At 50.3% G+C, this 19,126-nt stretch carries 18 protein-coding genes and 2 tRNA genes; 14 read left to right on the top strand and 6 right to left on the bottom strand.

Annotated features, from left to right (window positions below; translation table 11 throughout):
• Window positions 1-3,225: a carbamoyl-phosphate synthase large subunit gene (carB, locus tag L2725_RS08065; RefSeq protein WP_249248459.1), complete on the top strand. Its 3,225-nt coding sequence runs from the start codon at window positions 1-3 to the stop codon at window positions 3,223-3,225.
• Window positions 3,226-3,448: 223 nt separating this feature from the next.
• Window positions 3,449-4,096: a LysE family translocator gene (locus L2725_RS08060; protein ID WP_249248458.1), complete on the top strand. Its 648-nt coding sequence runs from the start codon at window positions 3,449-3,451 to the stop codon at window positions 4,094-4,096.
• A 104-nt stretch (window positions 4,097-4,200) separates the two neighbouring features.
• Here the strand turns inward: L2725_RS08060 and L2725_RS08055 are convergent, their stop codons facing one another.
• Entirely contained in the window at window positions 4,201-4,509 is a 309-nt protein-coding gene (locus L2725_RS08055) for a hypothetical protein (protein WP_249248457.1), read from the bottom strand.
• 132 nt (window positions 4,510-4,641) lie between these two features.
• The gene (locus L2725_RS08050; protein WP_249248456.1) at window positions 4,642-5,613 is read right to left on the bottom strand and encodes a nucleoside hydrolase; all 972 of its coding nucleotides are present in this window, start codon (window positions 5,611-5,613) and stop codon (window positions 4,642-4,644) included.
• Between the two features lie 543 nt (window positions 5,614-6,156).
• On the opposite strand from L2725_RS08050, the gene L2725_RS08045 reads away from it, so the two are divergent.
• The gene (locus L2725_RS08045; RefSeq protein ID WP_249248455.1) at window positions 6,157-6,504 is read left to right on the top strand and encodes a hypothetical protein; all 348 of its coding nucleotides are present in this window, start codon (window positions 6,157-6,159) and stop codon (window positions 6,502-6,504) included.
• A gap of 37 nt (window positions 6,505-6,541) precedes the next feature.
• Here L2725_RS08045 and L2725_RS08040 read toward each other — a convergent pair whose 3' ends face one another.
• Together L2725_RS08040 and L2725_RS08035 are read right to left on the bottom strand one after the other, a co-directional pair.
• Window positions 6,542-7,840 (bottom strand): coproporphyrinogen III oxidase family protein, encoded by a 1,299-nt coding sequence (locus tag L2725_RS08040; protein ID WP_249248454.1) that lies wholly within the window; start codon window positions 7,838-7,840, stop codon window positions 6,542-6,544.
• A gap of 223 nt (window positions 7,841-8,063) precedes the next feature.
• Complete coding sequence (locus tag L2725_RS08035) at window positions 8,064-8,786, bottom strand: SDR family oxidoreductase (RefSeq protein ID WP_249248452.1); 723 nt, start codon at window positions 8,784-8,786, stop codon at window positions 8,064-8,066.
• Between the two features lie 183 nt (window positions 8,787-8,969).
• On the opposite strand from L2725_RS08035, the gene L2725_RS08030 reads away from it, so the two are divergent.
• Entirely contained in the window at window positions 8,970-9,815 is an 846-nt protein-coding gene (locus L2725_RS08030) for a LysR family transcriptional regulator (RefSeq protein WP_249248451.1), read from the top strand.
• Between the two features lie 96 nt (window positions 9,816-9,911).
• On the opposite strand, the gene L2725_RS08025 is transcribed toward L2725_RS08030, so the two are convergent.
• Window positions 9,912-10,781 carry a DMT family transporter gene (locus L2725_RS08025; RefSeq protein WP_249248450.1) on the bottom strand — a complete coding sequence of 290 codons (870 nt, stop codon included), beginning with the start codon at window positions 10,779-10,781 and terminating at the stop codon, window positions 9,912-9,914.
• Between the two features lie 292 nt (window positions 10,782-11,073).
• On the opposite strand from L2725_RS08025, the gene greA reads away from it, so the two are divergent.
• Complete coding sequence (gene greA, locus L2725_RS08020) at window positions 11,074-11,550, top strand: transcription elongation factor GreA (RefSeq protein ID WP_248935339.1); 477 nt, start codon at window positions 11,074-11,076, stop codon at window positions 11,548-11,550.
• 81 nt (window positions 11,551-11,631) lie between these two features.
• On the opposite strand, the gene yhbY is transcribed toward greA, so the two are convergent.
• Window positions 11,632-11,931 (bottom strand): ribosome assembly RNA-binding protein YhbY, encoded by a 300-nt coding sequence (gene yhbY, locus L2725_RS08015; protein ID WP_115136111.1) that lies wholly within the window; start codon window positions 11,929-11,931, stop codon window positions 11,632-11,634.
• A gap of 91 nt (window positions 11,932-12,022) precedes the next feature.
• Between yhbY and rlmE the strand changes: the two genes are divergently transcribed.
• From rlmE to rimP, 9 genes are all read left to right on the top strand, one after another.
• Window positions 12,023-12,652, top strand: a complete 630-nt coding sequence (gene rlmE, locus L2725_RS08010) for a 23S rRNA (uridine(2552)-2'-O)-methyltransferase RlmE (RefSeq protein WP_248935338.1) — start codon at window positions 12,023-12,025, stop codon at window positions 12,650-12,652.
• A 30-nt stretch (window positions 12,653-12,682) separates the two neighbouring features.
• The gene (gene ftsH / locus L2725_RS08005; protein WP_249248449.1) at window positions 12,683-14,656 is read left to right on the top strand and encodes an ATP-dependent zinc metalloprotease FtsH; all 1,974 of its coding nucleotides are present in this window, start codon (window positions 12,683-12,685) and stop codon (window positions 14,654-14,656) included.
• Between the two features lie 63 nt (window positions 14,657-14,719).
• A complete protein-coding gene (folP, locus tag L2725_RS08000; protein ID WP_249248448.1) occupies window positions 14,720-15,556 on the top strand; it encodes a dihydropteroate synthase in 837 nt (278 codons plus the stop codon).
• Window positions 15,557-15,608: 52 nt separating this feature from the next.
• A complete protein-coding gene (gene glmM, locus L2725_RS07995; protein WP_249248447.1) occupies window positions 15,609-16,943 on the top strand; it encodes a phosphoglucosamine mutase in 1,335 nt (444 codons plus the stop codon).
• A 186-nt stretch (window positions 16,944-17,129) separates the two neighbouring features.
• The gene (gene tpiA, locus L2725_RS07990) at window positions 17,130-17,912 is read left to right on the top strand and encodes a triose-phosphate isomerase (RefSeq protein ID WP_248935334.1); all 783 of its coding nucleotides are present in this window, start codon (window positions 17,130-17,132) and stop codon (window positions 17,910-17,912) included.
• 1 nt (window position 17,913) lies between these two features.
• A complete protein-coding gene (gene secG, locus L2725_RS07985) occupies window positions 17,914-18,246 on the top strand; it encodes a preprotein translocase subunit SecG (protein WP_248935333.1) in 333 nt (110 codons plus the stop codon).
• A gap of 10 nt (window positions 18,247-18,256) precedes the next feature.
• Window positions 18,257-18,343, top strand: a tRNA-Leu gene (locus L2725_RS07980).
• 84 nt (window positions 18,344-18,427) lie between these two features.
• Window positions 18,428-18,504: transfer RNA gene (locus L2725_RS07975), tRNA-Met, on the top strand.
• Window positions 18,505-18,669: 165 nt separating this feature from the next.
• On the top strand, window positions 18,670-19,125 hold the full coding sequence (gene rimP / locus L2725_RS07970; RefSeq protein ID WP_115136320.1) for a ribosome maturation factor RimP: 456 nt from the start codon (window positions 18,670-18,672) through the stop codon (window positions 19,123-19,125).
• Window position 19,126: the final 1 nt, after the last annotated feature.

Genomic DNA, 19,126 nt, shown 5'->3' with positions numbered 1-19,126 from the left:
ATGCCAAAACGTACAGACATACAAAGTATCCTTATCCTGGGTGCCGGTCCGATTGTTATCGGTCAGGCCTGTGAGTTTGACTACTCAGGTGCTCAGGCCTGTAAAGCCCTGCGCGAAGAAGGTTACCGTGTCATTCTGGTGAACTCCAACCCAGCCACCATCATGACCGACCCGGAAATGGCCGATGCCACTTACATCGAGCCAATTCACTGGGAAGTGGTGCGCAACATTATCGCCAAAGAGCGTCCAGACGCGATTCTGCCTACCATGGGCGGCCAGACTGCACTGAACTGCGCACTGGAACTGGAACGTCAGGGCGTACTGGCTGAGTTCAATGTTGAGATGATCGGTGCCACTGCCGATGCTATCGACAAAGCAGAAGACCGCTCACGTTTCGACGTGGCTATGAAATCTATCGGCCTGGAATGTCCTCGTGCCGGTATCGCCCACACTATGGAAGAAGCCTATGGCGTGCTGGATGAAGTGGGCTTCCCATGTATCATCCGTCCATCTTTCACCATGGGTGGCTCAGGCGGCGGTATCGCTTACAACAAGGAAGAGTTTGAAGAGATCTGTAGCCGTGGTCTGGATTTGTCTCCGACCAATGAGCTGCTGATTGACGAATCCCTGATCGGCTGGAAAGAGTACGAGATGGAAGTGGTTCGTGACCGCAACGATAACTGCATTATCGTGTGTGCCATCGAAAACTTCGATCCTATGGGCGTTCACACCGGTGACTCTATCACTGTGGCGCCAGCTCAGACGCTGACCGACAAGGAATACCAGATCATGCGTAACGCCTCCATGGCGGTATTGCGTGAAATCGGCGTAGAAACCGGTGGTTCCAACGTTCAATTCGGTATTAACCCGAAGACAGGCCGTATGGTTATCATCGAGATGAACCCACGTGTATCCCGTTCATCTGCACTGGCCTCCAAAGCAACCGGTTTCCCGATTGCCAAGATTGCGGCCAAGCTGGCAGTAGGCTTCACCCTGGACGAACTGTCCAACGACATCACAGGCGGTAAGACCCCAGCCTCTTTCGAACCTGCTATCGACTATGTTGTGACCAAGGTTCCACGTTTCAACTTCGAAAAGTTTGCCGGTTCCAACGACCGTCTGACCACTCAGATGAAGTCTGTGGGTGAGGTGATGGCGATTGGTCGTACCTTCCAGGAGTCTCTGCAGAAAGCTTTGCGCGGTCTGGAAGTAGGCCGTAACGGTCTGGACCCAGTGGTTGATGTCGAAGAAGCTGATGCCCTGCAGAAAATCCGCCATGAGCTGAAAGAGCCGGGTGCGGATCGTATCTGGTACATCGCTGACGCTTTCCGTGCCGGTTTGTCTATGGACGCCATCTTTAAGCTGACCAATATTGACCCCTGGTTCCTGGTACAGATTGAAGACCTGATTAAGTCTGAGAACAAGGTTCGTGAACTGGGTTGGGCTAACCTGGATGCCGACCTGCTGCGTCAGCTGAAGCGTAAAGGCTTTGCCGATGCGCGTTTGGCAGAGCTGCTGGGTATCAGCGAAAACGAACTGCGCAAGGCCCGCCATCGCTATGAAATCTTCCCGGTTTACAAGCGTGTAGACACCTGTGCTGCTGAGTTCTCTACCGATACCGCTTACATGTACTCTACCTATGAGGAAGAGTGTGAGGCCAACCCATCTACCCGTGACAAGATCATGGTACTGGGTGGCGGTCCAAACCGTATTGGTCAGGGTATTGAGTTCGATTACTGCTGTGTTCACGCTGCCCTAGCACTGCGCGAAGATGGTTACGAAACCATTATGGTTAACTGTAACCCAGAGACAGTATCCACCGACTATGACACTTCCGACCGTCTGTACTTCGAGCCGGTAACTCTGGAAGACGTACTTGAAATCGTACGCGTTGAGCAGCCAAAGGGCGTTATCGTGCAGTACGGTGGTCAAACGCCACTGAAACTGGCCCGCGCTCTGGAAGCCGCTGGCGTACCGGTTATCGGTACCAGCCCTGATGCCATTGACCGCGCTGAAGACCGTGAGCGTTTCCAGCACGCAGTGCAGCGTCTGGGTCTGAAGCAGCCTGAGAACGATACCGTAACCACAGTTGAAGGTGCGGTGCTGTCCGCTGAACGTATCGGTTACCCACTGGTTGTTCGTCCATCCTATGTACTGGGTGGCCGCGCCATGGAAATCGTGTATGACGAGCAGGATCTGCGCCGCTACTTCAACGAAGCGGTAAGCGTGTCCAACGCGTCTCCGGTACTGCTGGACCGCTTCCTGGACGATGCCACTGAGGTGGATATCGATGCAGTATGTGATGGCAAGACTGTGGTGGTTGGCGCCATCATGGAGCACATTGAGCAGGCGGGGGTTCACTCAGGTGACTCTGGTTGTTCTTTGCCTCCATACACCCTGAGCAAGCAGATCCAGGATGAGATGCGCGAGCAGGTTCGCAAGTTGGCCTTCGAGCTGGGTGTTGTGGGTCTGATGAACGTACAGTTCGCGGTGAAGAATAACGAAATCTATATGATTGAAGTTAACCCACGTGCTGCCCGTACCGTGCCATTTGTGTCCAAGGCGACCGGTGTGCCACTGGCCAAGATTGCTGCCCGTGTGATGGTTGGTAAATCTCTGATTGAACAGCAGTTCACCGAAGAAGTTATCCCACCATACTACTCAGTGAAAGAAGTGGTACTGCCATTCAACAAGTTCCCGGGCGTTGACCCGCTGCTTGGTCCTGAAATGCGCTCTACCGGTGAGGTTATGGGTGTAGGTGACACCTTTGCTGAAGCTTATGCCAAGGCGCTGCTGGGTTCTGTTAAGGACATTCCTAAGAAGGGCCGCGCCCTGCTGTCTGTACGTGACAGTGACAAGGGCCGTGTAGCTGACCTGGCTGCCAAGCTGGCCGAGCTGGGCTATGAGCTGGATGCCACCCATGGTACCGCAGTGGTACTGGGTGAAGCCGGTATCAACCCGCGTCTGGTGAACAAGGTACATGAAGGTCGTCCACACATTCTGGACCGCATCAAGAATGGTGAGTACACCTATATCGTCAACACCACTGAAGGTCGTCAGGCTATTGAGGACTCCCGTCAGCTGCGTGGCGGCGCACTGCGCTACAAGGTGCAGTACACCACCACTCTGAACGCGGCGTTCGCAACCTGTATGGCATCAACCAATGATGACCGTAGCAAGGTGAACTCAGTTCAGGAACTGCATGAGCGTATAGCCAAGGGCTAATTCAAAGGAATTAACCAATAACTAAGAAGGCCGCATTAGCGGCCTTCTTCTTTTGTTTTCCTGCAACCTTTTTATAAGTGCATGGGCTTCGGTCTGCATCAGGTGTTGTTGCTGGCAACTCCTGTGTCCATTTGTCAGCTCACAAAAGTTCAATGTGGCGTGGAGTTGTTGCTGAATTATCTCTACAATCCGCCACCTGAATTTTGCTCATGTTGTGCTGTAAATGATCGACCTATCTGTATTACCCCTTTACCTGACTGCTATTTTGGCACTTTTGCTGATCCCTGGCCCTGATATGCTGCTGATCACTTCAGCCAGCCTCAGTTATGGTCGTCGTGTGGGTGTTTGGGCCAGTATTGGCAACGCGACTTCCGGCATTATTCTGACCTTGTTGGCGGCGATGGGGGTGTCTGCTCTGGTAGCCATGAGCCCACTGGCACTGGAAGCGCTTAAGTATATTGGCGCAGCTTATCTGGCATGGATGGGATGGGGTTGCCTCAGAACCAAAGACGGCGGCGAAGCCAAAACACCGGAAGCGCAAAAAAACCTGGGCAAGCAGTTATATCGTCAGGCTGTGATTAGCAACCTGCTTAACCCCAAGGCACTGATGTTCTTTGTGCTGTTTCTACCTCAGTTTGTGTCATCCAATATTAGCGCATCATCCTGTGAGCAGATGTTGGCGCTTGGTTTGCTGCTTAATGTCGCCGGTCTCACCTTTAACCTCTTGCTCGTCGCTGCGGTGGGGTCTTTGGGGCAGGCGTTGCTCAGCCATCCCGGTTTCCGGGTTTGGCAGAACAAGGTGATGGGCGCCGTATTTATTTTGTTGTCAGTTTGGCTGCTGACATCTCAGGTTACGGCTCAGGTCGCTTAGTTCAACAATCCTCCAGAAAGTCGAAAAGGCGCCCTTTGCTTGATGTGCATAGAGCGCCTTTTTACTGTTTTACTGCTGTCTATTTGCCAGCGCAGGCAGATTTGTCACTCGTCTTTTTTGGGCGGTTTGATTTTGGCGCCCTTCCTGGACTCGTGCAGTTCTCTCAGGTGCTGCTGTTCGCCTTTACGTCTGTGTTCGTCATGAGCCAGAACATCTTCTTTCTTCTGCCCTTTAGCTTCAGCTAACTCTTTAAGATGTTGCTGTTCACCTTTGCGTTTGGTGGCATCAGAAACGACATGAGTCCTTAAGTCGTCACTTGATTGAGTGCTGGCATCTGCATTTGCAGCCGCCGTGAAAAAAGGGATGAGCAGAGTGAGGGGAAGTGCTAACGCGAGTTTTTTAAGCTTTGGCATATCAACCTCCGCAGCCAACACCGAATAAGGTGTGGCAGGTAAATATTGAGCAGCCAGTATAGCCGCTCAATATGGAGGATTTCACTGCTTTTGGTGAAATTTACAGCGATATTTTTGATTAGGCTTAAGTCGCTACTGTCTGGCGCTGTATTCAATAATAGTATCGCGATACAGCTTCAGCAGTGAGGCGTCATCCACATCAACCGCGACAGATTGCTTTGGCTTGCCTTCCCACTCATCGTAACCGTGACGGCGATCCGTGAATTTCTGCAGAGTCATGCCTTCGGCGCAACCATCCAGCACTACCCGAACCGGGCCCTGACGCAGGGTGAACAGTTCTGGGTTGATCACATAGGCGATGGCAGAAGGGTCATGCACATGACAGCCTGAAAGCCCGATTTTCTCTGAATAGAACTCCAGATAGTAGCGACTGACATCGTGAATAAACTGGCCCACCTCTCCTGCGTCATCACGCAGCTGATCCAGATACTCGCTGCTGAAGAAGCTCTCTTCAGTGACATCAAGGCCAACTATGACCACAGGCCAATCAGCGGTGAATACCAGATCAGCAGCGTGCGGGTCGTCATGAATATTAGCTTCGGCAAATGGCGTCACATTGCCTCTGTGTCCGTGTTCACCAAAGGCACCACCCATAATGACCACCTGTTTAACCAGTTTGGTGATTGCAGGATCAGCCTGTAGTGCCAATGCCAGGTTGGTCAAAGGGCCAACGGCGACCAGGGTGATTTCGCCGGGGTGAGCTTTTAGCTGGTCGATAATGTACTGATGTGCCGGACGAGGATCTGCCTTTGCGGTTTGCGGTTCAGAGGCATGCAGATGGCCAAAACCGGTTTCTCCGTGAACAATCACAGTTGGGCCAACTGGTGGACGCTCCAGTGGCTGACTTGCACCCTGGGCAACGTCATAGCTGCAATTGAACTTCTCTTTCAGGAAGAGGGCATTACGGGTTCCATTTTCGATGGTGGCATTACCAAATACTGTGGTCAGCGCCATCAGTTCGATATCTTGGTGGGCCTCGGCAAACAAAATCGCCATTGCATCGTCGATACCCGGGTCTGTATCCAGAATAATTTTATGAGTCATTGTTATTCCTGTTGTAGGGTCCCTTTGGATGGGAGATGGCGCAGTGTATCTGATAAATCCTGCTACTGTTGTGACAGTTCGCAAACCACTAATTAAGCCTCGTACGATTGCTGTGGAAGTAAGCAATATGCTTTATTTTTCGTAACTTACTGGAACCGAAGAGGTATTGAACTAAGCTTAAACGGACACCCGTTGGTCTGCTGGCGGCGAGACCAACGATTTGGGCATACCTCAGGTATGCCATTTTTTTCCTTCAGTTGTCACTTGTTTACTGTCTCCTGCAAATCTTTCTGCTGGTTATGCTCATCACAGACGCTTGTCCGTAGAGCAGGAGTTATGTCGGGAAATATAGGAAGAACGGGCTTCTTGCTGCTTTCTGCAGTCATCATCCGCTCAGTTAAGATAGTTCGAATTGGTTGACGAGAGTGGGGGAGGGTAACTTTCTGGTTGGAAATCAGACTTTAGGGTGATTGCACAAAAAATTTGCCCTGTTGAGAATCTAGCTACGTCTGGTCGATAACTGGTAACCTTATGAAAAAAATAATGATAACCCTTTTTGCAGTACTTCTGGCCGGTTGTGGAGCGACGCCCGTGTTAAAGCAGCCTGCGATGAAGATTAACGCCAGTGAGCTGTCCCGCTATTGGTTACCTGTATCCGACTCCTACCAATTTGAGATTGATGAAAGTCTGCCTGCCAAAGGCTATGTTGAGGCCAAGTATTTGATCGATTCCGAAGGAAGGGTTCACAGGGTCACTTTTACCTCTATGACTGACCCTCAGTGGGGAGAGGTGGTCCGGGAAATGCTGGCTCAATATCAATATACCCCTTCGGCATATAACACCAAGTTGATCCCTGTCTGGGTCAGTAATGAGTTTACGCTGACTAAGTAGTGTCCTAACCCTTACACTCTGTTCAGACTTATCTAAATCAGCAGGCTTGTAGTTGCACCAGTTCCCGGGCCTGCTCACGTAGATAGTCCATTCCTGACAGGAAGCCGGAGAACATTTTCAGCGCCACAAATTGGCCCATTTCAGTGACCTGATAGCCGTCGCTGTGACTTTTAATGGCGCCTGTGGCCAGCAGGAAGCTCATTTCCAGTGGCAAAGCCCGCCACAGGCTTTGCCCTGTATGCAACTCAAACTCTTTGTGTCGCACAATTCCATGGCCCATCATTATCATTAGATGATGTTGCATCAGGGCCTGATCACTTATCTGCTTTTCAAATTGAATTCCAGACCTGGCGGGGGCGGCTTTTCTTGAATCTATATAGTCCTGAATATCAAAGCTGGAGATCAGGAACCTGTTTCCAAAACGGCCAAATGCTCCTGAACCGACACCAAAGCAATCTTCACCGTCAAGAACATATTTGTGTTCAACAGGCCGCTGTTTACGCTGGCTGTAAGTCCAGGGGAACTCCATATCATAGGCTGTTGTCAGGCAAGACCTGGCGGTGACGAACTGGCCCCAAAGCTCACTCTCCATACCGGAAATTGATGCGCATTTTTTTCGGTTTTTGCCAATGCCCGGGGTCAGGGGGTAGGTGGTGATCTGTTCCGGTTGTAGACTCATGGCTTTTTCGAGATCAATGGCAATGGAGTCTGGGGTTTGACCGGTAAACCCATACATCATGTCCATATTAACGGTTGGAAACAGGGATACGGCTTTATGAATGTACTCATACTGCTCCTGGCCCGAGCCGAATTTCTCATATCTTCCTGTGGCTTTGAGTATTCGGTCTTCAAAGCTCTGGACACCAATCGACATACGGTCAACTAACCCGGTAAGCCTCTGCGGTTGGCCTTCATGGAAGTAGATTGGATCGCTTTCACAGGAGACTTCCCGTATCCGGGTTTTACTCAGAATAAGTTCTATGGTGGCTATCAGTTCATCTTCAAGAATCGTAGTAGTGCCGCCGCCCACATACACACGGTTAAATCTAAAGCCAAGATTGATTACAGAGCTGATTTCCTGCCTCAGTGCTTTAAAGTAATCCCTGGCCAACACCTCATTAAACTTAACCTTATGAAATGAGCAATATCGGCATAATGTATGGCAGAAGGGGATGTGCAGATATAGGGTTTCAATGGGCTGCTCTGGGGCAATGATCATTGAATTCGGCGCTTTGGCATCCGACAGGGAGAGCGAATTCTGTATCTGCCATTGCATCATCTTATCCATGGCACTGATCGACATTGATGAAAACCCACTTAACGGTTTGAAATCCATGAATCCCTCCTGGCTTCGATACTGAGTGGCGGTAAAACCTACAGATACCAGCCTAAGAGATAGGCTATTTTTGAACTGTCGACAGCGGCATACTTTTATCAATCAACTGTTTTATTTGTATAAATTGTCGGGTTGCCCACAAATCACTATGAGCGGAGAAATAAAAACCGCCATGGCAGGCGGTTTTTATTAGATGGATTTTAAGCTGGGCTATATAGCTGGCTTATGGCTGCTGCTTGGTTGCAGCCAGTACGATTTCACGTACGCACACATTTTGTGGTTGCTGCCAGGCGAACAGTGTCGCTTCAGCGATGGTTTCCGGCATGATCACGCCGCCCATCTCAGTTTTCCAATCTTCATAGCCCGCTTTGATTGCATCACTGGTGGTGTGGCTCAGCAGTTCAGTTTCCACTGCACCAGGTGCGATGGTGATAACACGAACATTGTCCATGGCCACTTCTTCGCGAATGTTTTCTGTCAGCGCATGCACAGCAAATTTGGTAGCGCAGTATGCGGCATGGTTAGGGAAGGTCTTGCGACCCGCAATAGAGCTGACATTGATAATGGTACCAGTGTTACGGGCTTTCATATCAGCCAGTACAGCATGAACGCCGTTAAGCACACCCATCACATTGATGTTCAACATGCGGGTCCATTCAGTTGGGTCCTGTTCGTGGGCCAGCCCCAGCAGCATAACGCCGGCGTTATTAACCAGACAGCCCACTTTGCCAAACTGCGCTTCACCTTCTGCAATCGCCTTGTTAAAGGCTTCGCCATCGGTTACATCCAGACTGATGCACAGTGCGTTTGGCAGATTAAGCGCCTGCATTGGCTCAATACGACGGGCCAACAGTAACAGAGGGTGACCAGCATTGCTGAACGCTTTGGCCATAGCAGCGCCGATACCTGATGATGCACCGGTAATAACAACTAACTCTTTACTCATAGTGATTGTCCTCAATCCAATGCTCTGGGTCAGAGCGGAAAACTAGTATGCCGGCCGGGCAGGGAATGAGCGCAGTATAGGAAGTGTCGAGGAAAGGGAAAAATACTTATTTTGACTGGTTATGATAGGCTGCGCCTATGAATGCCTGTAGATGGCTAAATTTTTGGTTATAAGTGAGTCCAAGTGATCGATTTAAGACTGCTCAGATTTTTCATCGCAATTTTTGAAGAGCGTAATATCACCTCAGCAGCCCAGCGCTGCCATGTCAGTCAGCCTTCACTCTCCTCTGGTCTTAAGCAACTGGAGGAGGAACTGGGAGGCCCTTTGTTTGAACGCAGCAAAAAAGGTGTAGTGGCGTTGGATAGTGCCCACTATCTCTATCCACTGGCGGTTAAACTGGTGAAAGAAGCCAGTGAATTACCGGGTTTGTTCAAGCAAAAGGCGGCCAGACAGAAGCTGAAAGTGGCGGTGATGCCTGATCTGAGTCAACGCAGGCTGGCGGGTTTACTGACCCGTATTAATCAGGTGGTGGAAAGGCTGGATATTGAGCTGGTTGATTATCACTCTGCAGCCGATTGCCGTCTGACGCTGGATGCCCTCAAGCGGGAAGACGAGGTCTTTATGCCGCTGTGGAGTGAGGACTATGTATTGTGCGTGCCCAAAGGTCATCATCTTGCACAAAAAGAGCTTGTTGAACCTGAAGATCTCAACGGCTATGACTTTATTGAGTGTCCTCCCTGTGAGGCTCACCAACAGACCATAGGTTTGCTGGCCTGTGCAGATATGTCGCTTAATTTAGTCGCTAAGGCAGAGCATAAGTCACAGGTGATGTCTCTGGTACTGGCTGGCTTTGGGATCAGTTTCCTGCCGGATGGTCTGGTGGAGGATGAACCCAGATTGGAGTTGGTGCGTTTTAATGGGCCGCGAATGTACCGTCGTATCGGCTTATGTTACCCCTCTCATCAAACATTGAACCCGGTTATCAGCCAGTTGATCAGAGGATTGTCTCTGGGACAGGAAGTCAGCTGAACAGGAAGGGGGGGATTGCCAGCAGACTATAGGTGTGAAGCCCGCCAGCAATCGATTTTCAATTCACAGTTTAAAGCAGTTTTTATCTTTCAATATTTAAACCTGCTTTTGTTGATTTAGTCTAAGCTCCCACAGGGTATGCAGTATCAAGGTTATCAACACCAGGCCGCCACCAATCAAATCATTATCTGAAGGCTTGTCCCCCAACACCAGATAGACAAACAGCGGGCCGAGCAGAATCTCCAGCAGCAGTATCAAACTGGTCTGAGCCGCCGGAATATAAGCCGGTGCTTTGGAGATGCATAAGTACGCGCCTGGTACCACTACTCCGCCCAACACCAGAGCATAAACCAAGTGGTCACCGGGGACAGACAATGGTCTGGCACCTTTATACAGAGCAAAGGCTGCGATCATAATCCCGGCGCACACCAAAAAGCTGGCGGCATTTTTCCCCTGGGTTGAACGCATAATGGTGAGGTAAATAGCTGTGGATACGGCAGTGACCAATGCATACAGATCTCCCACTATCTGGCCGGGCTCAGGGGCATAGGCAAAGATAAACCAGACGCCACCCACTGCGGCTCCTATGGCCAGCAGGGTATGCAAAGGTAATTTGTCTTTAAGCACCACAAAAGCGATGATGGCTGTGAAGAGAGGCGCAGTGTTTACAATAACCAGAGTGCTGGCTACCTGGGTGTGAGCCAGCGACAGCACAAAGCAGACGGTAGATGCACAGAAAAGCGCGCCCACGGCAAGTGTGCCGAATGAGGGTGGCAGCAATTTTTGTTTGAGCTCAGTGTGGTTAAAAAGAATCAGGATCAGCAAAAAGCTTGTGGCCTGCATAGTGCCTCGCCAAAACAACAGATTCCAGGGAGAGGTATCTGTGAGGCGAACCAACAGACTGTCAAAGCTCAGAATAAGAATGCCGGCCAGTGCGAGCGAAATGCCACGTTTAACAGGTGTCATAGGCAATACCTGAACGTCAAAGCGAGTAATCACTTATACGGCCTGTGGCGTTTATGGACAAGGTCTGAACCGGATTAACCCTTGAAGTTGAAGCTAACTGTTTGAAAATCTGAGCTGGGTAATTATTTTCAACTGATTGTATGGCCTAACTGCGTCCGCTTAGGTAAGCTGTATCCATTACCATAAACTGGTGTCCAGTGCGCGAGTTGGCGCAATCTCATCAAAATTATCAACTGTGCGGGCTACTGGCCTGCACGGGCTGCTTTTGTTTTACAGGAGACGAAAGAGAATTATGAATAAGGTTCCTATGACGGTAGTTGGTGCCGAGCGTTTGCAGCAAGAGCTGGATATGCTGAAGTTTGAACGTCGTCCACACATCTCCGAGGCTATTGCCACTGCCCGTGAACTGGGGGATCTGAAGGAAAACGCTGAATACCACGCCGCCCGCGAAGAGCAGGGCCTGTGCGAAGCGCGTATCCGTGATATCGAAGGCAAGCTGTCCAATGCTCAGATTATCGATGTCACCAAGATGGAAAATACCGGCAAGGTGATTTTCGGCGTAACTGTGACCATCATGAATTTGGACACTGAAGATGAAGTGACTTACCGCATCGTAGGGGATGACGAAGCCAATATTAAAGAAAATCTGCTGTCAGTGAATTCTCCTATCGCTCGTGGCCTGATCGGTAAAAACGAGGGTGATGAGGTGAGTATTCAAACACCTGGTGGCATTACTGACTTTGAAATTGTCAGCGTGGAATATATTTAATTTATATTTCAGCTCGGCAAGGTACAAAAAAGCCGCTCGCTATCGTGGGATAGTCGAGCGGCTTTTTCGATCCGGTGATGATTAGCGCGCTTTAGGAATAGCGATCTTCATCTCTTCGGACTGACGATACAGTACGGCATTGTGACCGATCAATTGAACGTTCACTGCGCCGGTTTCGCGGACGATGGCGTCGACGATAGCAAGTTTCACTTCGCGATCAGTAGTAGGCACTTTGACCTTGATCAGCTCGTGGTGTTGCAGTGCGTTGTCGATTTCTGCCAGCACGCCCTCAGTCAGGCCGTTGGCCCCGAGCAGTACCACTGGCTTTAAATTGTGCGCCAGTCCTTTGAGGTACTGTTTTTGTTTGGTTGTCAGGTTCATTTATACCAACTTTTGCTGAGTTACCATTGAAAAACGGGTATTCTACCCTCATATAGCTTAGGTGTAACTCTGATTTTGTTTCGGGAATTCGATGTCAGCAAAAAAACGTTCAGCCAGCTCCACCCGTTGGATGCAGGAACACTTTGATGATCACTATGTAAAACTCTCTCAAAAGCGTGGTTTGCGTTCTCGCGCCGCCTTCAAGCTGGAAGAGTTGCAGCAGAAAGATCAACTGATCAAACCTGGTATGACAGTGGTGGATTTGGGGGCTGCTCCCGGTGGTTGGTCTCAAATTGCCGTGAAGCTGGTGGGTGAAAAGGGCAAAGTTATCGCCTGTGATATTTTGCCGATGGACCCAATCGTTGGTGTCGATTTCCTGCAGGGCGATTTCCGCGAAGATAAAGTGCTGGACGCTCTGTTAAATCGAGTGGGCGATGCCAAAGTTGACGTCGTATTGTCAGACATGGCGCCAAACATGAGCGGCAGTGATGGTGTTGATCAACCGCGCGCAATGTATCTTGTTGAACTAGCATTGGATATGTGTCATCAGGTACTGGCGCCAAATGGCAGCTTCGCAGTTAAGGTATTTCAGGGAGAGGGCTTTGACGAGTATATGAAGGCGGTGAGAGCGGCTTTCAAAACTGTCAAGACCCGTAAGCCGGATTCCTCGCGCCCCCGTTCAAGGGAAGTGTATCTGGTGGCGACCGGGTATAAGTTGTAGTAACCTAGCGACAATCATCGCAGGACTTTAATGAGGTCTAAGAACTTGAGTGACATGGCAAAAAACCTGATTCTCTGGGTCGTCATCGCGGTAGTGCTGATGTCGGTATTCCAGGGTATTTCCCCTACTTCGTCCTCAGCGTCGAAGATGGATTATTCAACCTTCGTTCAGGACGTGGAAAACAACCGTGTTGCCACTGCCGAATTTAAAGCTGACCAGCGCACCATAGTTGGCACTATGCGTAGTGGTGATAAGTTCACTACCATCATGCCTATTTATGACCGTGACCTGATCAACGACCTGTTGAAAAAAGGGGTGAAAGTTAAAGGCCAGGAGGCTGAAGAGTCCGGTTTCCTGACCCAGATCTTTATCTCTTGGTTCCCAATGCTGCTGTTGATTGGTGTTTGGATCTTCTTTATGCGCCAGATGCAGGGCGGCGGCGGTAAGGGCGCTATGTCCTTCGGCAAGAGCAAAGCCAAACTGATGAGCGAAGATCAGATCAAGACCACTTTCGTCGATGTGGCTGGTTGTGATGAAGCCAAAGAAGAAGTGAAAGAACTGGTGGATTATCTGCGTGACCCAACCAAGTTCCAGCGTCTGGGCGGCCGTATTCCTACCGGCGTATTGATGGTAGGCCCTCCAGGTACAGGTAAGACACTGCTGGCCAAGGCGATTGCCGGTGAAGCCAAGGTGCCTTTCTTTACCATCTCAGGTTCTGACTTCGTTGAAATGTTTGTGGGTGTGGGTGCATCCCGTGTTCGTGACATGTTTGAACAGGCTAAAAAGTCTGCTCCTTGTATCATCTTCATCGACGAGATCGACGCGGTAGGCCGTCAGCGTGGTGCCGGCTTGGGCGGTGGTCACGATGAGCGTGAGCAGACCCTGAACCAGATGCTGGTTGAGATGGATGGCTTCGAAGGTAACGAAGGTATTATTGTTATCGCTGCGACCAACCGTCCTGATGTACTGGATGCTGCACTGTTGCGTCCAGGCCGTTTCGACCGTCAGGTAGTTGTTGGCTTGCCAGATGTTCGTGGCCGTGAGCAGATCCTGAAAGTGCATATGCGCAAAGTGCCTATCGGTGACGATGTGAAAGCCAGTGTGATTGCCCGCGGTACCCCTGGCTTCTCAGGCGCGGATCTGGCCAACCTGGTAAACGAAGCTGCGCTGTTTGCTGCCCGTGGTAATCGTAAGCTGGTTGGCATGGAAGAGTTTGAACGTGCTAAAGACAAGATCATGATGGGTGCTGAGCGCCGTTCTATGGTGATGTCTGAGCAGGATAAAGAGATGACGGCATACCATGAAGCCGGTCACGCGATTGTGGGCTATCTGATGCCTGAGCATGACCCGCTGCACAAGGTGACCATTATCCCTCGTGGTCGTGCTCTGGGTGTGACCTTCTTCCTGCCGGAAGCCGATGCTGTGAGTCAGAGCCGTCGTAAGCTGGAGTGTCAAATCTCCGTAGCGTACGGTGGTCGTCTGGCTGAAGAGTTGATCTTTGGTGATGAAGCGGTTTCTACCGGTGCATCTCAGGACATTAAGTACGCGACCTCTATCGCCCGCAACATGGTGACTCAATGGGGCTTCTCTGACAAGCTGGGTCCTTTGTTGTATGCGGAAGAGGAAGGTGAAGTTTTCCTGGGTCGCTCAATGGCTAAATCCAAGCATATGTCAGATGACACAGCAGCCATTATTGATAGTGAAATCAAGGTGATAATTGACCGTAACTATCAGCGTGCCAAGCAGATCCTGGAAGAGAACATGGATATTCTGCACTCCATGAAAGACGCTCTGATGAAGTATGAAACCATCGATTCTCCTCAGATTGATGATCTGATGGCCCGTCGCGATGTACGTCCACCTGCTGATTGGCAGGATGACAATGGTAACGGTGGTAATGGTTCTACCCCTCAGGGTGGTCAGGAAGTTAAGCCTGCTGAGCCAGAGGCGCAGGAAGTCGTTGATACCGACATCCAGGAGCCGGGCGAGTCACCAGCCAAGTAATGCAGTAGATATTGTTTTTAAGAAAACCCCGCGAGGGGTTTTCTTGTTTTAAGGAGAATAGGATTGTTCAAGCTGGAAGCCCATGGCAAAACTCTGGAGTTGGATGCCCCCGTGGTAATGGGGATTTTGAATGTGACACCCGACTCATTTTCCGATGGTGGTGAATTTGCAGCCTATGAGTCTGCCTGTCGTCATGCGGATGAGATGGTGGCTCAGGGAGCTGGAATTATCGATATTGGTGGCGAGTCAACCCGTCCGGGTGCCGCAGACGTTGCGCTTGAGGAGGAGCTCAAACGGGTCATTCCTCTGGTTGAGTACGTTGCCAGGTACCATGATGTGTGGATCTCTGTTGATACCAGTAAGGCTGAACTGATGCGTCAGGCCGTCAAGGCCGGTGCTCATATCATTAATGATGTCAGAGCACTGCAGGAGCCAGGGGCACTTGAGGCGGCTGCAACTTCCGACGTTCCGGTTTGTCTTATGCATATGCAGGGACAACCGAGAACTATGCAGCAAGCGCCTCAATATGAAGATGTCGTCTCAGATGTGAAAGCATTTTTCAGGGAACGAATTCAGGCCTGCCAAGCCGCTGGAATCCCAAGAGAGCGTATTATGCTGGATGTTGGCTTTGGGTTCGGAAAAACCCTCGAACATAACTATCAGCTGCTGGCAAATCTGGATGAGTTTCATGAATTTCAGCTGCCCCTGCTGATTGGTTTGTCCAGAAAGAGTATGATAGGCGGCTTATTGGGACGTGAACCCAAAGACAGATTGGCCGGAAGTTTGGCCGGTGCTCTGCAATCACTGCAGCTTGGGGCACATATTGTTCGTGTACACGATGTGGAACAGACCGTGGACACTGTTAAAATATTTAATATCTGTCGCCAACTGAGACGTTAGGCGCCAGAGTCAGACGGATTTGATATTTGAGTGTGGTAAGTAAGGAACAATAATGAGAAAGTTTTTTGGGACTGATGGGATCCGCGGCAAAGTTGGCAGCGGCAAGATGACCCCGGAACTGGCGTTAAAGCTGGGTTGGGCTGCAGGTCGAGTGTTAAGCCGGAGTGGCACCAAGAAAGTGATTATCGGTAAAGACACCCGTATTTCCGGTTACCTGTTTGAGTCTGCTTTGGAAGCCGGACTGTCTGCTGCAGGTCTGAATGTCATGCTGATGGGCCCTATGCCAACACCCGCCGTCGCCTATCTGACCCGCACGTTTCGCGCAGAAGCCGGTGTGGTGATCAGCGCTTCTCATAATCCTTACTATGATAACGGCATCAAGTTCTTCTCTACCGATGGCAGCAAGCTGGACGATGAAATCGAATTGGCTATCGAAGCTGAGCTGGAAAAACCTATGGAGTGCGTAGAGTCGCACCTGCTGGGAAAAGTGTCACGTATTGATGATGCTGCCGGTCGCTATATCGAGTACTGCAAGGGTAACTTCCCTGCTGATCAGACACTTGAAGGGCTGAAGATAGTGGTGGACTGTGCCCATGGGGCGACATACCACATAGCGCCAAGCGTATTTAAAGAGCTGGGTGCAGACGTTATCGCTATTGGTGTAAAGCCGAACGGTATCAATATTAACGACAAAGTCGGTGCTACCTCTATGGGCGCTATTTGTGAAGCCGTGTTGGAGCATCAGGCCGATTTGGGTATTGCTCTGGATGGCGATGGCGACCGTATCATGATGGTCGACCGCCACGGTAATGTGGTTGATGGTGACCAAATTCTATATATCCTGGCATGTGAAGCTCAGGCTCGAGGTGCACTGACAGGTGGTGTAGTGGGTACTCAGATGTCCAATCTGGGCCTGGAGCTGGCGCTGAAAGAGCGCAGTGTTCCGTTTGCCCGCTCTAAAGTCGGTGATCGCTATGTGATGGAGTTGCTGAAAGAGAAGGGCTGGCGTATCGGCGGTGAAAACTCCGGCCATATCCTGGATCTTGACCATGGTACCACTGGTGACGGCATTGTGGCCGGTATTCTGGTGCTGGCCGCTATGCAGCGTCAGGGTAAGCCTTTTGAAGCCATGCTGGATGGCTTAACCATGTTCCCTCAGGTATTGGTCAATGTTCGCTTTGAAGGCCAGGACGATCCTCTGCTGCATGCAGAGGTAATTGCTGCCAAAGAAAAAGCGGAGGCTCAGTTGGGTGAAACCGGCCGGGTACTGCTGAGAAAATCAGGTACAGAACCTCTGTTGCGGGTGATGGTAGAAGGTGCAGATGAGGCTGAAGTGACCTCTCTGGCCAATATGATCGCCGACACAGTAAAGCGTGTACGCGCCTGATCGGATAGGCAGTCACAAGGCGATGTGGTGAAAACTGCATCGCCTTTGTTTTATCCCTGAGCAAAGAATTAGCTTTAAGAATAAAAAGTAATCATTCTCGCCTGTTATAACAAAAATAACGGCCTTGGGTATTGTAAGTTAAAGGGCGGTTCGCTATTATTCACGCCGCTTTCAGAGGAGACAGAGATGGCACTCAGACGTCCAATGGTTGCTGGCAACTGGAAAATGAACGGCGATGCGCAGTTGGCGCAGGAGCTTTTCAAGAAATTCGCTGCCAAGCTCCAAGATGATTCAGCAGAAGTGGTACTTTGTCCACCTTCAATCTACCTGGAAAGTGTCAGGCAGTTGATGGAAGCGAATAAAGAAGCCTTGAATGGTTGCCTGGTAAGAATGGGCGCTCAAAACCTGAGTCAGCACGATTTCGGTGCTTATACAGGCGAAGTGTCCGGCAAAATGTTAAAAGATGCCGGTTGCCGATATGTCATTATCGGTCATTCTGAACGCCGTCGTATGTATGGCGAAACCAGTGACATAGTTGCAGAAAAATTTGCTGCAGCACAAAAGCACGGTTTGACTCCAATCCTTTGTGTTGGTGAGTCTGGTCCGGCTCGAGAAGCAAGACGCACCTTTGAGGTGATTGCAGAAGAGTTGGATGTGGTTATCGAGAAAAACGGTACCATGGCTTTTGATAACGCAATTATCGCCTACGAACCGCTATGGGCAGTAGGAACCGGTAAGAGCGCAACCCCAGAGCAGGCACAGGAAGTACACGCGTTTATACGCAAGCGTCTCTCTGAAGTGTCTCCATTCATTGGGGAAAATATCAGAATTCTTTATGGTGGCAGTGTAACCCCGGGTAATGCTGCTGACCTGTTCGCCCAACCTGATGTTGATGGTGGACTGATTGGCGGAGCTAGCTTAAACTCGAGCGAGTTTTTAAGTTTATGTTCCATAGCAATGAGCGCGTAATATGTACAATGTACTGATTGTTGTTTACTTGTTGGTCGCAATCGCCCTGGTCGGCTTGATTCTGATCCAGCAAGGTAAGGGTGCCGATATGGGCGCATCCTTCGGTGCCGGTGCTTCCGGTACCCTGTTTGGTTCCAGTGGTTCAGGTAACTTCCTGACACGGAGCACAGCGATTCTGGCTGTGGCATTCTTTGTACTGAGTCTGGTTATCGGTAACCTGAGTGCAAACCATGCCAAAGAAGTCGATTCGTGGAACGATTTAGGCACAGCTGCAGAGCAAGTTGAACAAGCTCCTCAGCCAGCCGATCAGACTCAGGACAAGATTCCTGACTGATAACGATTTTGCCGAGGTGGTGGAATTGGTAGACGCGCAGCCTTGAGGTGGCTGTGACCTAACGGTCGTGCGGGTTCAAGTCCCGCTCTCGGCACCAAATTAACACTGTGTGATGATTCGTTTAGAAGGTCCTCAGTGATTGCAAGTTAAGGTGAAAGACCATATACTTGCACCCAGTTGACGCGGGGTGGAGCAGCTTGGTAGCTCGTCGGGCTCATAACCCGAAGGTCGTCGGTTCAAATCCGGCCCCCGCAACCAGCTCCCAGTTACTTGTCTTGATAGATTAGTTACTGAATACAGGTTCTTAAGCAATGACCTCGTGATTACGGGGTTTTTTGTTATTTGGACTTTGACATTGGCCGCAAAACGAGCGGCAAAGTACTGGGGCTATATAGCCCTTTTTTGTTTTTTTGGGGGTCTATTTTGGCAACATTGGAAAACAGACTGGCAGACATGCTTAGAGGGCCTGTGGAGTCGCTCGGCTACCAGCTGTGGGGTATCGAATACCTGCAGGCAGGTAAGCATTCGACGCTGCGAATCTATATCGACAGTGAGAATGGGATCAATATTGAGGATTGCGCCGAAGCCAGCCGTCAGGTCAGTGCTGTACTCGATGTTGAAGACCCTATCTCCCATGAATACACGCTGGAAGTTTCTTCTCCCGGTGTAGACCGTCCGCTGTTCAATTCGCAGCAGTACGCAGGCTACCTGGGTGAAGAGGCCAAAGTACAACTGACTATGCCGGTTGATGGTAGTCGCAACATGAGAGGCACCATCACCAAAGTCGAAGGACAGATGCTGACTTTGACCGTGGATGGTAAAGAGAAAGTCGTAGCCATCGATAACATTCGCAAAGCAAACGTGATTGCGAAATTTTGAT

This window comes from Shewanella corallii (assembly GCF_023349125.1).
GTDB classification, from domain to species: Bacteria; Pseudomonadota; Gammaproteobacteria; order Enterobacterales; family Shewanellaceae; genus Shewanella; species Shewanella corallii.
The sequence above is the reverse complement of the archived record's forward strand: the minus strand, read 5'-3'. Positions and strand labels throughout refer to the sequence as shown.

What these genes read in the sequence shown, in the direction of transcription:
- L2725_RS08025 (WP_249248450.1), bottom strand. Translation starts at nt 10,781, where the DNA reads ATGACACCTGTTAAACGTGGCATTTCGCTCGCACTGGCCGGCATTCTT.
- L2725_RS08035 (WP_249248452.1), bottom strand. Translation starts at nt 8,786, where the DNA reads ATGAGTAAAGAGTTAGTTGTTATTACCGGTGCATCATCAGGTATCGGC.
- L2725_RS08060 (WP_249248458.1), top strand. Translation starts at nt 3,449, where the DNA reads ATGATCGACCTATCTGTATTACCCCTTTACCTGACTGCTATTTTGGCA.
- yhbY (WP_115136111.1), bottom strand. Translation starts at nt 11,931, where the DNA reads ATGAACCTGACAACCAAACAAAAACAGTACCTCAAAGGACTGGCGCAC.
- L2725_RS08055 (WP_249248457.1), bottom strand. Translation starts at nt 4,509, where the DNA reads ATGCCAAAGCTTAAAAAACTCGCGTTAGCACTTCCCCTCACTCTGCTC.
- glmM (WP_249248447.1), top strand. Translation starts at nt 15,609, where the DNA reads ATGAGAAAGTTTTTTGGGACTGATGGGATCCGCGGCAAAGTTGGCAGC.
- secG (WP_248935333.1), top strand. Translation starts at nt 17,914, where the DNA reads ATGTACAATGTACTGATTGTTGTTTACTTGTTGGTCGCAATCGCCCTG.
- L2725_RS08050 (WP_249248456.1), bottom strand. Translation starts at nt 5,613, where the DNA reads ATGACTCATAAAATTATTCTGGATACAGACCCGGGTATCGACGATGCA.
- greA (WP_248935339.1), top strand. Translation starts at nt 11,074, where the DNA reads ATGAATAAGGTTCCTATGACGGTAGTTGGTGCCGAGCGTTTGCAGCAA.
- rlmE (WP_248935338.1), top strand. Translation starts at nt 12,023, where the DNA reads ATGTCAGCAAAAAAACGTTCAGCCAGCTCCACCCGTTGGATGCAGGAA.
- ftsH (WP_249248449.1), top strand. Translation starts at nt 12,683, where the DNA reads ATGAGGTCTAAGAACTTGAGTGACATGGCAAAAAACCTGATTCTCTGG.
- L2725_RS08040 (WP_249248454.1), bottom strand. Translation starts at nt 7,840, where the DNA reads ATGGATTTCAAACCGTTAAGTGGGTTTTCATCAATGTCGATCAGTGCC.
- carB (WP_249248459.1), top strand. Translation starts at nt 1, where the DNA reads ATGCCAAAACGTACAGACATACAAAGTATCCTTATCCTGGGTGCCGGT.
- L2725_RS08045 (WP_249248455.1), top strand. Translation starts at nt 6,157, where the DNA reads ATGATAACCCTTTTTGCAGTACTTCTGGCCGGTTGTGGAGCGACGCCC.
- tpiA (WP_248935334.1), top strand. Translation starts at nt 17,130, where the DNA reads ATGGCACTCAGACGTCCAATGGTTGCTGGCAACTGGAAAATGAACGGC.